This window comes from Arthrobacter sp. 24S4-2, assembly GCF_005280255.1.
GTDB lineage: Bacteria > Actinomycetota > Actinomycetes > Actinomycetales > Micrococcaceae > Arthrobacter.
Map to the genome: position 1 here is coordinate 223602 of NZ_CP040018.1, position 15154 is coordinate 238755.

Annotated in this window: 12 protein-coding genes and 2 pseudogenes; 10 read left to right on the forward strand and 4 right to left on the reverse strand. The window is 67.1% G+C overall.

The genetic code is table 11. From position 1 onward, the window contains the following. The first annotated feature begins 80 nt into the window (after nt 1–80). From FCN77_RS01125 to araA, 5 genes are all read left to right on the forward strand, one after another. On the forward strand, nt 81–1739 hold the full coding sequence (locus tag FCN77_RS01125) for a substrate-binding domain-containing protein (RefSeq protein ID WP_137320761.1): 1659 nt from the start codon (nt 81–83) through the stop codon (nt 1737–1739). Nucleotides 1740–1743: 4 nt separating this feature from the next. Next, nucleotides 1744–2757: a LacI family DNA-binding transcriptional regulator gene (locus FCN77_RS01130; RefSeq protein ID WP_137320762.1), complete on the forward strand. Its 1014-nt coding sequence runs from the start codon at nt 1744–1746 to the stop codon at nt 2755–2757. Between the two features lie 141 nt (nt 2758–2898). Then, nucleotides 2899–4671: a ribulokinase gene (gene araB, locus FCN77_RS01135; RefSeq protein WP_137320763.1), complete on the forward strand. Its 1773-nt coding sequence runs from the start codon at nt 2899–2901 to the stop codon at nt 4669–4671. Next, nucleotides 4668–5348 carry an L-ribulose-5-phosphate 4-epimerase gene (locus tag FCN77_RS01140; protein WP_137320764.1) on the forward strand — a complete coding sequence of 227 codons (681 nt, stop codon included), beginning with the start codon at nt 4668–4670 and terminating at the stop codon, nt 5346–5348. The genes araB and FCN77_RS01140 overlap by 4 nt, the downstream gene beginning before the upstream one ends. A 35-nt stretch (nt 5349–5383) precedes the next feature. Then, nucleotides 5384–6904 carry an L-arabinose isomerase gene (gene araA / locus FCN77_RS01145; RefSeq protein ID WP_137320765.1) on the forward strand — a complete coding sequence of 507 codons (1521 nt, stop codon included), beginning with the start codon at nt 5384–5386 and terminating at the stop codon, nt 6902–6904. 9 nt (nt 6905–6913) lie between these two features. On the opposite strand, the gene FCN77_RS01150 is transcribed toward araA, so the two are convergent. Then, nucleotides 6914–7255 carry a substrate-binding domain-containing protein gene (locus FCN77_RS01150; protein ID WP_175417404.1) on the reverse strand — a complete coding sequence of 114 codons (342 nt, stop codon included), beginning with the start codon at nt 7253–7255 and terminating at the stop codon, nt 6914–6916. Here FCN77_RS01150 and FCN77_RS01155 point away from each other — a divergent pair. Beyond that, a complete protein-coding gene (locus tag FCN77_RS01155; protein ID WP_254678793.1) occupies nt 7217–7642 on the forward strand; it encodes an ABC transporter permease subunit in 426 nt (141 codons plus the stop codon). The two genes, FCN77_RS01150 and FCN77_RS01155, sit on opposite strands and share 39 nt — an antisense overlap. Nucleotide 7643: 1 nt before the next feature. Here FCN77_RS01155 and FCN77_RS01160 read toward each other — a convergent pair whose 3' ends face one another. Next, a complete protein-coding gene (locus tag FCN77_RS01160) occupies nt 7644–8216 on the reverse strand; it encodes an ice-binding family protein (RefSeq protein WP_254678794.1) in 573 nt (190 codons plus the stop codon). A 718-nt stretch (nt 8217–8934) separates the two neighbouring features. Here FCN77_RS01160 and FCN77_RS01165 point away from each other — a divergent pair. Beyond that, entirely contained in the window at nt 8935–10470 is a 1536-nt protein-coding gene (locus FCN77_RS01165) for an alpha-N-arabinofuranosidase (RefSeq protein WP_137320766.1), read from the forward strand. Between the two features lie 15 nt (nt 10471–10485). On the opposite strand, the gene FCN77_RS01170 is transcribed toward FCN77_RS01165, so the two are convergent. Further along, nucleotides 10486–10833, reverse strand: a complete 348-nt coding sequence (locus FCN77_RS01170; RefSeq protein ID WP_137320767.1) for a hypothetical protein — start codon at nt 10831–10833, stop codon at nt 10486–10488. A 70-nt stretch (nt 10834–10903) separates the two neighbouring features. Further along, entirely contained in the window at nt 10904–11539 is a 636-nt protein-coding gene (locus FCN77_RS01175) for a hypothetical protein (protein WP_137320768.1), read from the reverse strand. A 179-nt stretch (nt 11540–11718) separates the two neighbouring features. On the opposite strand from FCN77_RS01175, the gene FCN77_RS01180 reads away from it, so the two are divergent. The 3 genes and pseudogenes from FCN77_RS01180 to efeO all read left to right on the forward strand — a co-directional run bounded on the left by FCN77_RS01180 (nt 11719) and on the right by efeO (nt 15058). Then, nucleotides 11719–12723 (forward strand): LacI family DNA-binding transcriptional regulator, encoded by a 1005-nt coding sequence (locus FCN77_RS01180; RefSeq protein ID WP_137320769.1) that lies wholly within the window; start codon nt 11719–11721, stop codon nt 12721–12723. A gap of 219 nt (nt 12724–12942) precedes the next feature. Continuing rightward, nucleotides 12943–13796, forward strand: a pseudogene (gene efeU / locus FCN77_RS01185) (iron uptake transporter permease EfeU). Nucleotides 13797–13949: 153 nt separating this feature from the next. Further along, nucleotides 13950–15058, forward strand: a pseudogene (gene efeO, locus FCN77_RS01190) (iron uptake system protein EfeO). The last annotated feature ends 96 nt before the right edge of the window (nt 15059–15154 follow it).

Sequence of the window (15154 nt, forward strand, 5' to 3'; positions counted from 1 at the left end):
TGGGGCTTCCCGCATGCGCGGACAGTGGCCGGCAAACGCCAACCGCCCACCAGGACCCCCACCAGATAGGTACCGCGCCCATGTCAGGTCGCCGAGCAGCAGGCCCGCAGCGCCACGGCCGATTCCCCCGCAAGTCGCCGTTTTTCTGGCCCCGGATAGTGATGATCGTCGGCGTGATGGTGGTCATTGCCGTGGCCGCCGCTGCCGTCATCTGGATCACGGGCAGCCAGTCGCCCCTGGCGGCTGCGCGCTGTGGCGTCCCCGCCGAAGTCCGCGTCGGCGCCGACGCCACCATTGCCCCGGCACTGCAAGGCGCGGCCGCCAAGGTGCCCACCGGCGCCTGCGTGAAATACACGATTGAGACCCAGGCGCAGCCTGAGCTCGCCGCCAGGGTGACCGCGGGCAAAGACGCCCCGGACCTGTGGGTGTCCGACTCCGCCGTCAGGATCCGGCGCGTCGTGGCCGCCACGGCACCGGAAATCGCCGTGCCATCCCTTGCCTCGACGCCGGGAGTGATAGTTGGCCGCCAGGGGGACGATCCCGGGTTTGCCACCTGGCTCAATGCGCTGCAGGCCCCCGGTGTCCGGTTCGGTGATCCGCTTCTGACCGGCAGCGGGGAAGTGGCGCTGCTGGGAGCCCTCTCCGAAGTGGAGGCCGGCCGCGCGGAAGCGAAAACACTTCAGGCCGCCACTGCCCAGCTCGTCCAGAGCGAGAGCCAGCGCACCGGAGAGAAGCTGACCGACGCCAAGCAGCTGGAGGCCGTGGCTTCCGCCGGGGGATTCGCAATCGTCACCGAGCAGGCCTGGCTGGCCTTCGCCAAGACTGCTCCGGCGAGCCACCTGTCCGCGTCGATGCCGCACACCGGCTCGGCGTCCCTGGACTACCCGATGGCGCTCACCGCCGCAGGCCAGGCACGCGGCCAGGTTGTTGCTGACGCCGCGAAGGCACTCGCCTCGGCGACGGCCACCGAGGACGGAAGTAAGGCTCTCGCGGACAACGGACTGCGGCCCGCAGACGGCAGCCGGACCCCGGACCAGCGCGGCGTGGGCAGCGTCGTCGCGCTCAAACCCGCGTCAGCCGAAAGCGTCCAGCGGACCCTGAAAGGCTGGTCCCTCCAAGCCATTCCCTTCAGGTCGCTGGTGGTCATGGACGTCTCCGGGTCCATGAATTTTCGGGCCGGTGGCCAGACCCGCATGCAACTTACGCAAGAGGCGGCCATCGCCGGCAGCAAGCTGTTTCCCAACACCGCCGCACTGGGGATGTGGGCGTTTTCGATCGGCCTGGGCGGCGGCAACCAGGACTATGTGGAACTCGACCCCATCAGGAAAATGGACCAGGTGGTGGACGGCGTCACGCAGCGGGACCGCCTCGTGGCGGACATCTCCGGCCTGGACAAGCGGACCGGCGGCGCCACGGGACTTTACGACTCCACCCTGGCCGCCTACCGGACAGTCAAGGCGAACTATGACGCCCGGGCCATCAACAGTGTGATCCTGTTCACCGACGGAGCCAACGAAGACGCCGATTCCCTCAGCCGCGAGGAGTTGCTGGAGGCCCTGCAGCGCGAGCGGGACCCGGCGAAGCCCGTCGTCATTGTCAGCATCGGGATCACCGGGGACGCGGACGCCGAGACCCTCCGGAAGATTTCCGAAGCCACCGGGGGCACCAGCTATGTGGCGACAAATCCGCAGGACATTCCGAGCGTTTTCGTGGATGCGCTGCAGGCTCGAGCACAATAGCTTCATGGCCTATAGCAGCGAGCGGCGCCTTCCGCGACTTGAAGACGTGGCGGAACGCGCCGGCGTCTCCCATCAGACAGTGTCCCGGGTAGTCAACAACCACCCCAATGTCAGCAAAGCGACGCGCGAACGCGTAGAGGCTGCCATTGCCGAGCTGGGTTACCGGCGGAACACCGCGGCGCGAAGCCTGGTCACCCGGCGTTCGCACACCATTGGCGTACTGGCCAGCGAACTCTCCCAGTATGGACCCGCCAACACGCTGCTCGGGGTTGAGCAGGCGGCACGCAACGCAGGCTACTTCGTCAGCATCGCCGCGCTCCGGGAGGTCAGCGCCGATTCGATTGCCGACGCCGCGCGCCATTTCATGGACCAGGGAGTGGACGGGATCGTGGCCCTGGTGCCGCACACCGGAACCCTGCAGGCGCTTGAAGTCCTGAACCTGGACGTCCCGGTGGTGGTGGTTGGCTCCGGCGGGGAAGGCAGGTTCAGTGGCGCCATGGTGGACCAGAAGCTGGGTGCCCGGCTCGCCGTTGAACATCTGATTGAGCGTGGACATAAGCGCATCGGGCACATCTCCGGGCCCCAGGACTGGATCGATGCCGCGGAGCGGACCGAAGGCTGGCGGGAAGCGTTGGCGCAGGCGGGATTGGTCGACGACCTTCTCGTCGAGGGGGACTGGAGCGCTGGCAGCGGCTATGGCATCGGCCAGAAGCTCGCCGTCGAACGTACTGCCACGGCGCTGTTCGTGGGCAACGACCAGATGGCGCTGGGGGTCTTGCGCGCCTTCAGTGAAGCCGGCGTGCGGGTGCCCGAGGATGTGTCCCTGGTGGGTTTCGATGACCAGCCCGAGGCCGGTTTCTTCACGCCCCCGCTCACCACCGTCCGCCAGGACTTTGAGGAGCTCGGCCGCCGCTGCGTGGACATGATGCTGGCGCTGCTCGAAGACGGTGCCGGGGCGGGAACCACCGTGGTGGATCCCCGGATCGTGCTGCGTGCAAGCACGGCCCCGCCTGCCTGATCCGCCACTGATCCACAAGCCTTGACCGGGTGGCTTCCGGCCGTTGGCACCACTTGCAGCATGGGCCATACCTTGACAGGTCGTTTGTTAGCGCTAACAATTAACTCAACCGCAGAGCAGCGGAGACTATTGGAGGAATTGATGGACGTCACAGCAGACGGTTCAGACAGCTTTGTGATCGGCGTGGACTACGGCACGCTGTCCGGGCGGGCCGTGGTGGTCCGCGTCCGGGACGGCAAGGAACTGGGCAGCGGTGTCTTTGAATACCCCCACGCCGTGGTCACCGGCGCTCTTCCGGCGGACCTGGCGGACGTAGCGGATGGAGCAGCCGCACGGCTGCCGGGGGAATGGGCCCTGCAGGTGCCCAACGACTACCGTGACGTGCTGCGCCGGGCAGTGCCCGCCGCGATCGCCGACGCCGGGATCGACCCCGCCGCCGTGGTGGGCATCGCCACCGACTTCACGGCCTGCACCATGGTCCCCGTCAAGGCCGACGGCACGCCCTTGAACGAGCTTTCCGAATTCGCCAACCGTCCGCACGCCTACGTGAAGCTGTGGCGCCACCATGCCGCCCAGCCGCAGGCAGACCGGATCAACGCACTCGCTGCTGAACGCGGCGAAAGCTGGCTGCCGCGCTACGGCGGGCTGATCTCCTCTGAATGGGAGTTTGCCAAGGGGCTCCAGCTGCTGGAGGAAGACCCGGAAGCGTACGCCGCAATGGACCGCTGGGTGGAGGCGGCCGACTGGATCGTGTGGCAGCTGTGCGGCAACTACGTGCGCAACGCCTGCACCGCCGGATACAAGGGCATCTACCAGGACGGGCGCTACCCGTCCGAGGAATTCCTGTCCGCGCTGAACCCGGACTTCAAGGATTTCGTCAGCACCAAGCTGGCGCACACCATCGGCCGGCTGGGTGACGCGGCGGGCCACCTGACGGCCGAAGCCGCCGCCTGGACCGGGCTGCCGGAAGGCATTGCCGTCGCAGTGGGCAACGTGGACGCCCACGTCACGGCGCCGGCGGCAAAGGCCGTGGAACCGGGACAGCTTGTGGCCATCATGGGCACCTCCACCTGCCACGTTATGAACGGCTCCGAGCTTCGCGAAGTCCCGGGCATGTGCGGCGTGGTGGACGGCGGAATCGTCGAAGGACTGTGGGGCTATGAGGCTGGCCAAAGCGGTGTGGGGGACATCTTCGGCTGGTTCACCAACAACGGCGTCCCGCCCGAGTACCACCAGGCAGCCGCTGACCAGGGCGTGGGCATCCACGAGTACCTCACGGAGCTGGCTTCCCGCCAGGCAATCGGTGAACACGGGCTCATTGCCCTGGACTGGCATTCGGGCAACCGCTCAGTGCTGGTGGACCACGAACTGTCCGGCGTCGTGGTGGGCCAGACCCTCGCCACCCGGCCCGAAGACAATTACCGCGCCCTGCTGGAAGCCACGGCCTTCGGCACCCGCACCATCGTGGACGCCTTCCGCGACTCGGGAGTGCCGGTCAAGGAGTTCATCGTGGCCGGCGGCCTGCTCAAGAACAAGCTGCTCATGCAGATCTACGCGGACATCACGGGGCTGCCGCTGTCCACCATCGGGTCCACGCAGGGGCCGGCGCTGGGCTCGGCCATCCACGCCGCCGTCGCGGCGGGTCAATATCCGGACATCCGTGCCGCGGCCGCTGCCATGGGTTCAGAGCCCGGCGGGATCTATATTCCGATTCCGGAAAATGTTGCCGCGTACGAGGGACTCTTCCAGGAGTACCGCACCCTGCACGACTACTTTGGCCGCGGCACGAACAGCGTGATGCACCGGCTTAAGGCGATCCAGCGCGCGGCCAGGCCCTCATTTGCCGCCGCCGCAGGCACCCCGGAGCGCAACGCCGACCCCGCTAACCCGGCCGCAGAGGAAGTGTCCGCATGAGTAACCTTCTTGAAACCATCGCGCAGGCCCGTCGCGAGGTCTGCGAACTGCACGCCGAACTCACGCGCTACGAACTGGTGGTGTGGACGGCCGGCAATGTCTCCGCCCGGGTTCCCGGCCATGACCTCATGGTCATCAAGCCGTCCGGAGTCTCGTACGCGGACCTCACCCCGGAGAGCATGGTGGTCACGGACCTCCACGGCATCCCCGCGGACGGGGAGTGGGGCAATCCGCCGTTCTCGCCGTCGTCGGACACGGCGGCACATGCATACGTCTACCGGCATATGCCGGAAGTGGGCGGCGTGGTGCACACGCATTCCACCTATGCCACGGCGTGGGCTGCCCGCGGCGAGGCGATCCCGTGCGTGCTGACCATGATGAGCGACGAGTTCGGCGGGAGCATCCCCGTGGGTCCGTTCGCGCTGATCGGCGACGACTCGATCGGCCAGGGAATCGTGGAAACCCTCCGGAACTCGACGTCACCGGCCGTCCTGATGCAGAACCACGGACCGTTCACCATCGGCAAGGATGCGCGTTCGGCGGTGAAGGCCGCGGTGATGTGCGAGGAAGTGGCGCGCACCGTACATATCTCCCGCCAGCTGGGTGAACCGCTTCCCATCGACCAGGCCAGCATCGAATCCCTCTACGCCCGCTATCAGAACGTCTACGGCCAGTAGCGCCGCAGTCCACCCGCTTTCTTCAGGAGAACCCCATGAGCAACGCCAACAACACGTCCCTCGAGCCGTACGAGGTCTGGTTCCTCACCGGCAGCCAGCACCTTTACGGTGAAGACGTCCTCAAGCAGGTCGCCGCGCAGTCACAGGAGATTGCCGCCGCCCTGAACGAGTCCTCCGATGTGCCGGTCAAGGTGGTCTGGAAGCCGGTCCTCACCGATTCGGACGCCATCCGCCGGACCGCGCTGGAAGCCAACTCGGACGATGCCGTGATCGGTGTGACCGCCTGGATGCACACGTTCAGCCCGGCCAAGATGTGGATCCAGGGCCTGGACCTGCTCCGCAAGCCGCTCCTGCACCTGCACACCCAGGCCAACGTTGAGCTGCCTTGGGCGGACATCGACTTCGACTTCATGAACCTCAACCAGGCCGCCCACGGCGACCGCGAGTTCGGCTACATCCAGTCCCGCCTGGGCATTCCCCGCAAGACCGTGGTGGGGCATGTGTCCAACCCGGAGGTCTGCCGCCAGGTGGGCGTATGGCAGCGGGCGTCCGCCGGCTGGGTCGCCGTCCGCACCCTCAAACTGACACGGTTCGGTGACAACATGCGCAACGTGGCCGTCACCGAAGGTGACAAGACCGAGGCCGAGCTGCGCTTCGGCGTCTCGGTCAACACCTGGTCCGTGAACGAGCTCGCCGACGCGGTTCACGGTGCCGCAGAGTCCGACGTCGACGCCCTCGTGGCGGAGTACGAGCGCCTTTACGACGTGGTGCCCGAACTGAAGGCCGGGGGAGCGCGGCACGAATCGCTGCGCTACAGCGCCCGGATCGAGCTGGGTCTGCGCAGCTTCCTCGAGGCCAACGGCTCGGCGGCGTTCACCACCTCGTTCGAGGACCTCGGCGAACTGCGCCAGCTGCCCGGCATGGCCGTGCAGCGGCTGATGGCCGACGGCTACGGCTTCGGCGCCGAGGGCGACTGGAAAACCGCCATCCTGGTCCGCGCCGCCAAGGTGATGGGTTCCGGCCTGCCCGGCGGCGCCTCCCTGATGGAGGATTACACCTACCACCTGGCCCCCGGCCAGGAAAAGATCCTCGGCGCGCACATGCTGGAGGTCTGCCCGTCGCTGACCGCCACCAAGCCGCGCGTCGAGATCCACCCGCTGGGCATCGGCGGCAAGGAGGACCCGGTCCGCATGGTGTTCGACACCGACGCAGGCCCCGGCGTCGTGGTGGCGCTCTCCGACATGCGGGACCGCTTCCGCCTGGTGGCCAACGCGGTGGACGTGGTGGACCTGGACGAGCCGCTGCCCAACCTGCCCGTGGCGCGCGCGCTGTGGTCGCCCAAGCCCGACTTCGCGACGTCGGCCGCGGCCTGGCTCACTGCCGGCGCCGCCCACCATACGGTCCTCTCCACCCAGGTGGGCATGGACGTGTTCGAGGACTTCGCCGAGATAGCAAAGACCGAACTCCTGACCATCGACGAAGGCACCACCATCAAGCAGTTCAAGAAGGAACTGAACTGGAATGCCGCCTACTACAAGCTGGCCGGCGGGCTCTAGGTTCCACTTCTAGCGGACCTTAAGGCCGCGGTTCCACCCTTGCCGCCCGCTCAGCCCTTCGGGGCCGGGCGGGCGGTTATGGCGTGCTGGTCCCCGCGGGCGCCACCGTCGAGCTCCGCACGATGAGTTCCGTGGCGAGCTCCACGGACGGAGGGCTTTTCGCCGCGCCATGGCCGCCTGTCCAATGTCGTCAAAGCCCACCACGCTCGGCTGGTCCGGAACCCGGATGGAACGCAGTGACGCGGCGCTCATCAGGCCCATGGCCTGGAGATCGTTGCCGGCAAAGACAGCCGTGGGCGGGGCATCCAGTTCATGAAGGCGCTGCCCAAGGAGCTCGACGACGCCGCCCAGATCGACGGCTGCGGACCCTTCCGGAGCTTCCTGCGGGTCATCCTGCCCCTGTGCGTTCCGGCCCTGGCCACCACCGCGATCTTCACGTTCATCTCCACCTGGAACGAGTTCTTCGGCCCCTGCCCTACATCCAAGAACCAGGACCTGTACACCGTTCCGCTGGCGCTAAGGGCCTTCATGGACTCCGAAGGACAAAGCTTGTGGGGCCAATGTTCGCCATGCCCGTGCTGTCCATCCGGCCCATCATCGGCTTCTTCATCGCCGGCCAGAGATACCTCGGCAACCGCCGTCATAGTGGCCACGCCAGCGCTGACGCTGGCGTGGCCACTATGGATTCAGCATGAAATCTGGAATGAAAAGAAGCTCCAATTGCCGATCAGTCGGTGAGCTACAATTGCCGGCCGAAGGCCGGGGTGGTGGTGATGGTGTTGCTGTCCAGGGTGACCGCGCCGTTCAGTGCCAGCGCACGGCCTTCAATGGCCACGCCGGTTGTCACCGTGATCGATGCGAGTGCCATGATCGTGCCCGCGATCGAGGACGCCGTGCCCAGAGTCGCGGAACTGCCGACTTGCCAGAAGACGTGGGACGACTGGGCGCCGTCGATCAGCTTGACGTGGCTGGCCGAGGCTGTGGTGAGCATGGATCCCATCTGGAAGATGAAGACCGCCTCCGGATCGCCCTGACCATCCAGTGTCAGTGTCCCGCTTAGCGCGAGCGAACTTGCGGAGCTATAGACTCCGGCGCTGAGGGTGCGGCCCACCAGGTCCCCCGCGACCGTCTCGGTCGGGGTGCGGCCGGCGGCATCATTGTAGGCGGCCTGCAGGTCCGCATGCGCGGCGCCGGCCTGCACATCGGCGGAGTGGGTGGTGCCATCCAGGGTGCCCGGCGGGAATCCCGTGATCGCGGTTCCCGGACTGACTCCCAGGTCCCCGCCAAGGTTTGTCGGACCGGTATTGGTCACCGTCGAAGCACCCAAAACCGAGAAATTCGCCGCAGTACCCAGCCCCACCATCGCACCCGAGGCATGGGCCGGGGAGGGCGTTGACAGAAGGCCCGCAAACAGTAGGGCGCATGTCAGCGCGGCGGCGCAGACAACCACTGTCCAACGGGTCGTTCCGGGACCTTCAGCAGCTTTGGTCCGAAGAATATTGCTAAACATCATGGTCTTCCCCCAGGTTGACTGCCCCCGCGGGTTTTCCGCCGGAGACTCATAGTGATCAATACGTTGTGTTGGGACGGGGCGTTGATTAAGCCGCAATCAGCCCTGTTTGCCGGTGCTTCGACGATTCCGGGCATGCTTGCGCCCGCTCTGGTCTGGGAGAGCTGCGCGATCGCGCTGGCTTGTTGAAGAAGTCGCCGGATACCGGCTTCCGGCCCGCCGTTAATTACTGGATCGCTGCGTAGGAGCGACCCTAGAGAATACGTTCCGTGGCCCCCACCATGAACGAATATCACCAACGACGTGGTGTGTAGGCCCCCACGCTGAACCTCATCCAGGATGAAGTCAATAGCTCGGACCGTCCAGAACGGCCGGACAGGCTAGCCGCCGGAAAGCCGGGTTCCGGACGCCATCAGCGCCCCGACCCGGCGTGTCCACGGCGTTCCCTTGACTGCGGCGGCTCTTGCATCAAGAATGGTGTTCTATAACGTTGTAGAAAACTAGAAACGAGGACGTTTACGTGGGCACTTCCGAACAGGCCACTGCAAAAATCACCCTTGATCCCGCCTTCACCGTGGGGCCCGTCCGGCGCCGCACCTTCGGCGCCTTCGTTGAGCACCTGGGCCGCTGCGTCTACACCGGGATCTTCGAGCCGGGCCACCCGAAGGCCGACGGGGACGGCTTCCGGACCGACGTCCTGGAACTCACCCGTGAACTGGGTGTATCCACGGTCCGCTACCCGGGCGGCAACTTCGTCTCCGGCTACCGCTGGGAAGACGGCGTGGGGCCTGTGGAGCAGCGGCCGGCGCGCCTTGACCTCGCCTGGCATTCCACCGACCCCAACCACGTGGGCGTGGACGAGTTCGCCAAATGGTCCGCCAAGGCCGGCGTTGAGCCCATGATGGCGGTGAACCTCGGCACCCGGGGGACCCAGGAAGCCCTGGACCTGCTGGAATACTGCAACATCGATGGCGGCACCGCCTTCTCCGACCGGCGCAGGGCCAACGGGGCCGAAAATGGCTACGGCATCAGGATGTGGTGCCTCGGCAACGAGATGGACGGCTTCTGGCAGATCGGCCACAAGAACGCAACGGAGTACGGCCGGCTGGCGGCTGACACCGCCCGTGCCATGCGGATGGTGGAGCCGGACCTGGAGCTGGTGGCCTGCGGAAGCTCCGCCCCCGGCATGCCCACGTTCGGCAAGTGGGAGCGGGTGGTGCTGACCGAAACGTACGACCTGGTGGACCTGATCTCCGCGCACCAGTACTTCGAGGACTTCGGCGACCTGCAGGAACACCTCTCGTCCGGCCACCGGATGGAGGCGTTCATCAAGGACATCGTGGCCCACATCGACCACGTGAAGTCGGTCAAGAAGTCCGCCAAGCAGGTCAACATCTCCTTCGACGAGTGGAACGTCTGGCACATGAGCCGCGACGAGTCGAAGGCCCCCACCGGCAAGGACTGGCCCGTTGCCCCCGTCCTGCTGGAGGACCGCTACACGGTGGCGGACGCTGTCGTCGTCGGCGACCTCCTCGTCACCCTCCTCCGGAACACGGACCGCGTCCACTCCGCCAGCCTGGCGCAGCTGGTCAACGTCATTGCCCCGATCATGACCGAACCCGGCGGCCGCGCCTGGAAGCAGACCACCTTCCACCCGTTTGCCCTGACGTCCCGCCATGCCAAGGGCACGGTGCTGCAGCTCGCCGTCGAGTCCCCGCTGCTCAGCGGCCGCAAGACCGCGGACTTCGCCGCCCTGTCCGCCGTGGCCACCTTCGATGCCGACGCCGGCGAGGCCGTGGTGTTCGCCGTCAACCGTTCGGCCACGGACGCGCTGACGCTGGACGCCGCCGTCGCCGGGCTGGGGAACGCCAAGGTTGTTGAGGCAGTCACGTACGCGAACAAGGACCCGTATTGGCAGGCGACGGCGGATGACTCCACCTCGGTGCTGCCTGGCGGGAACGTCAGTGTAAAGCTCGACGGCGGCCGGCTCACCGCCGAGCTTCCGGCAGTGTCCTGGAGCATGATCCGCCTGTCCGTAGACGGGGCCGGTAGCTAGGCACGGCGCCGGAAGCTAGCTGTCCAACAGCGCCGGATCGAGGTGGACGGGGGCGTCCAGGTCGCGAGAGCAGACCAGGACGTCCCCTTCCACGTGCAGCCGGGCCGCGTGGATGCTGGTGCGCTGTTCCCGGATGGCGCGTTCGGGGTGGTCCAGACCGTTCACCATCCCGGTGTCCTGCCACTCCGGATGCGTGAAGTAGAAGATGTAGGCGTGGTCGCCCTGGGTGACCACATCCGCGTGCCGCCCGTACGTGGCGTCGTCCGCGCAGGCGCCGGGGTGTCCAGGATGAGGCCGTTGTTGGTTTCCTGCCGGGCCCAGGCGAGGCCGTCCGCCGAGCGGTGCACGGCCTGGCCGCGCCACTCGTCCACCACCATCCAGTGCCAGCCGCCCAGCCGGAACACGTTGGGACCCTCATGGGCGGGCGGCCCGATCACCTGCCCCTCGGCATGCCAGTGGCCACCCGTAAGCGGGCGTCCGGTGCGTCCGACGGCGGTGCTGCCGCTGCCGCCGCCCGTTTCTTCCCGGAGGGCCGGTTCTTCCCAGACCGCCGACCACGTGGTGGAACCGTCCACCTCGTCCTTGAACCACAGTCGGGGCGCCCGTCCGCCACCACGGCGAAGGCGGCGTCGATCACGTTCTCGGAGCCGACGTCCACCCGTGCTTCGAACTCCCAGTGCTCCAGGTCCGTGCTGGTGAAGTGCACCAGGCGGCGCTCGGTCTGCTCCGCCCACGTGCCGGGTGCGCCGGCGCCCCACGTCAGGAACATGTGGTAGCTGCCGTCGTGCCACACCACTTCCGGCGCCCAGTGCGTGTTCAGGCTTGGGGCTACTTCCGGATCGAGGCCCTCCACCACGCCCCGGTACTGCCAGCTGGCCCCGGCATCCGTGGATACTGCGATCCCGATCCTGGTGCCCGTGATCCAATCCACGCCACCGGTGGTCAGCGTGGCCCGGCGGGCTGTGTAGAACATCCACCACTCCGCCGTGCCGCGCCGGTGGATCACCGTAGGATCGGCCGCGCCGTCGAACACCGGGCAGCGGAAGAGCGAAGAGGAGGCGCATGGCATGGCATTTTCCTTGCTGATGATCGGCGCCAGTGGTGGGCGGGCTGTTGACTCGGAGCTCTGGAACCGGACGCTGCAGAACGAAGCGATTCTATAACGTTGTATACGTTGCGGACAGGGCAAAACCGGAACGCATCTGCAACGATGTAGCTGAAAGTATTGACCGGGAAAGGGTGTCACCTGTGGCTGTGACCATGAACGATGTTGCGCGTGCCGCCGGCGTCTCGCTAAAGACTGTGTCCAATGTGCTCAATGACTATGAGTTCATCCGGCCCGCCACCAAGCAGAAGGTGCTGGACGCCATCGCCGAGCTGGGGTACGAGGCCAACCTGACGGCCCGCAGCCTCCGTTCCGGAAAAACCCGCATGCTTGGGCTGGTGCTGTCCGACCTGTCCGTGCCCTACTACGCGGAGCTCGCGTCCCGGCTGATGACGGTGGCGTCCGGCCGGGGCTACCGCGTCCTGGTGGAGCAGTCCGGCGCAACCGCCGGCCATGAACTGAGCGCACTCCAGGGCCCCTTCCGCCAGCTGACGGACGGGCTGCTGTTCACCCCGCTGGCCCTGGACGCCGGGACCATCGCCGCGCAGCAGGGCAGCAAGCCGATCGTGATGCTCGGCGAACACATCGCGGATCCGCACTTCGACCTCGTGACCATGAAAAACGCCGAGGCCGCCGAGGCGATCACAGCCCACCTCCTGGCCGGCGGCCGCCGACGGATTGCCGTCCTCGGCGCGGCGGCAGGGGACACCACCGACAGCCCCGGCCTTCGCCTGAACGGCTACCGGAAGGCCTTGGAGGCCGCAGGGTCTGAGTTCGATCCCTCCCTGGTGGTGCCGTGCGAGTGGCGCCGTGACGGCGGGGCCTCAGCCGTCGGCGGCCTGGTGGGCAGCGGAGTCCGCTTCGACGCCGTCTTTGGCCTCAATGACGCCATTGCGCTTGGTGCCATGCACGAGCTCCTGATCCGCGGCATCAAGGTCCCGGACGACGTGGCAGTGGCTGGCTTTGATGACATCGACGAGGCCCGCTTTGCGACGCCGCCCCTCACCACGGTGTCCCCCGGGATGGCGGAAATCGCGGAGCGGTCCGTCAACCTCCTCATCGACCGGATCGAAGGCGTGGCTACCGTGCCCCAGGGGCTTCATGTGGAAGCGGGCTTCGAGCTGAAAGTCCGGGACTCGGCCCCTTAGGGGCGGGAATTGGCGGCCAGGACCGGGCCGGGACCCAGCCCCCTACGGTCCGGGCCGGGGCCGGGCGCTGAGGACCGGCCCCTGCGGACGCGGCGAAACCAGGACGCGGACGTAACGTACGGCCAATTAGCGCACGTTTGAGTTGCTTAATTCGCACCCTTGGGCGATCCTCTTATGAGGCAAGCCTAACCTTGGCTGCGATATCTGAGGCTCTACGTAATGACAGCAAACTATTTAATCGGCCTGCGCGAAGGCCTTGAGGCAACACTCGTCGTCGTCCTTCTGATGGCCTACCTCCTCAAGACCGGGCGGCAGCACCTGCTTCCCCGGCTCTGGGTTGGCGTCGGAGTGGCCGTTGCCGCGTCCGTCGGGTTCGGGGCGCTGCTCACCTTCGGCCCGCGCGGGCTCACCTTCGAGGCGCAGGAAGCCATCGGCGGGAGCCTCTCCGTCGTCGCGGTGGCTCTGGTGACCTGGATGGTGTTCTGGATGGCCCGCACCGCCCGGACGCTTGGCACCGAACTCCGCTCGCAGGTGGACAGGTCGGCGGGTGGCGCCGGCTGGGGGCTGGCCGTCGTTGCCGCCCTGGCAGTGGGCCGGGAAGGCCTCGAAACTGCGCTGTTCCTGTGGGCTGCCGCCCAGGCCACCGGACAGTCGGCAACACCGCTGCTCGGAGCCTTGCTGGGACTGGCCACCGCCGTAGTGCTCGGCTTCCTGCTGCACCGGGGGTCCTCAGGATCAACCTGGGGGCGTTCTTCACCTGGAGCGGCGTCGCGCTCATCGTGATCGCCGGCGGCGTTCTGGCCTACGCTGTCCACGACTTCCAGGAAGCCGGACTCCTCCCCGGCCTCCACAACCTGGCCTTCGACGTGTCGGCCGCTGTCCCGCCGTCGTCCTGGTATGGAACGGTGCTCAAGGGCACCCTGAATTTCTCGCCCGCCACCACCTGGCTGGAAGCAGCGGCCTGGCTGCTGTACGTCCCGGCCGTGTTGTTCTTCTACCTTCGTTCCCACCGCCGCGCCCGCGCCGCATCGCAGGCCATTACAGCCTCGCGGACTGCCGTCCCGGCGGCCTGACCCCCACTCCCGCACCCCCAAAGGAACACCTCCATGCCCAGCCCCAGCCTGCCCAAATCCGACAACTCAGCAGCAGCCCGCACGCCCGGCCACCGGCGGGGCACTGCCGGCCGCCTGGCCGCGGCAGCCGCCGTCATCGTCCTTCCCCTGACGATGGCTGCCTGCACGGACAACGCTGCGCCGTCATCGTCCGCCGGGTCTGCCGGCCCGATCCAGGTCACCAGCACCAGTGACGCCTGCAAGGTGTCCACGACGTCCGCCACGAGCGGCAACCTCACCTTCGCCGTCCAGAACGACGGCGGGCAGGTCACCGAGTTCTATCTGCTGGCAGAGGACGGCCTGCGGATCCTGGGCGAGGTGGAAAACATCGGGCCGGGACTGACCCGGAACCTTGTGGTCACGGTCCCGGCCGGAAAGTACACCACCGCCTGCAAGCCCGGCATGGAAGGTGACGGCATCCGGTCCGGCTTCGAGGTGACCCAATCCGGCAGCCAGCCCGCGGTGGACAGCGACCTGAAAGCACTCACCGACCAGGGGACGGCCCAGTACCTGGCCTACGTCAAGGACCAGACGGAGCAACTGCTGACCAGCACCAAGAAGTTCGCCGAAGCCTACGCGTCCGGCGATGCTGCCGCCGCCAAGGGCTCTACGCCGCAACGCGCATGCACTGGGAGCGGATCGAGCCGGTGGCCGAGTCCTTCGGCGACCTTGATCCCAAGCTGGACGCCCGCGAGGCCGACCTTGCCTTGGGCGAGGAATGGACCGGCTGGCACCGCGCCGAAAAGGACCTCTTCCCGCCGGCAGGGTTCCAGGCGCTGAGCGCAGCGGACCGTGAAAAGCTGGCCGCCCAACTGGTGGCTGACACCGAGGAACTGGCCAAGCGCACGCGCACCGTTGAGCTCACTGCCGACAAACTGGGCAACGGCGCCAAGGAACTGCTGGACGAAGTAGCCACCGGCAAAGTCACGGGTGAAGAGGAAATCTGGTCCCACACCGACCTCTGGGACTTCCAGGCCAACGTGGACGGCGCGCGGATCGCCTTCGAAAACCTCAAGCCGGTGCTGGAGCAGAAGGACCCGGAGCTTGCCAAGAGCCTCGATACGAAATTCGCCGCGCTGCAGGCCGAACTGCAGACCCACGCCAAGGGCGACGGCTTTGCCTACTACAACGAGCTGACCCCGGAGCAGATCCAGCGCCTCGCCGCCCTGGTGGATTCGCTCGGAGAGCCGTTGTCCAACCTCACCTCGGCAGTAGTGCTGTGACGGGCTGCCCTTTCGGCCACGGCCCGGACGGCGAGCAGGGCGGCGGCCAGCGGGACACCGCCCCGGCCGCCGTCGCCGCCGGCTCGGCTGACGGCG

What these genes read in the sequence shown, in the direction of transcription:
- FCN77_RS01125 (WP_137320761.1), top strand. Translation starts at nt 81, where the DNA reads ATGTCAGGTCGCCGAGCAGCAGGCCCGCAGCGCCACGGCCGATTCCCC.
- FCN77_RS01130 (WP_137320762.1), top strand. Translation starts at nt 1,744, where the DNA reads ATGGCCTATAGCAGCGAGCGGCGCCTTCCGCGACTTGAAGACGTGGCG.
- araB (WP_137320763.1), top strand. Translation starts at nt 2,899, where the DNA reads ATGGACGTCACAGCAGACGGTTCAGACAGCTTTGTGATCGGCGTGGAC.
- FCN77_RS01140 (WP_137320764.1), top strand. Translation starts at nt 4,668, where the DNA reads ATGAGTAACCTTCTTGAAACCATCGCGCAGGCCCGTCGCGAGGTCTGC.
- araA (WP_137320765.1), top strand. Translation starts at nt 5,384, where the DNA reads ATGAGCAACGCCAACAACACGTCCCTCGAGCCGTACGAGGTCTGGTTC.
- FCN77_RS01155 (WP_254678793.1), top strand. Translation starts at nt 7,217, where the DNA reads ATGAAGGCGCTGCCCAAGGAGCTCGACGACGCCGCCCAGATCGACGGC.
- FCN77_RS01175 (WP_137320768.1), bottom strand. Translation starts at nt 11,539, where the DNA reads ATGCCATGCGCCTCCTCTTCGCTCTTCCGCTGCCCGGTGTTCGACGGC.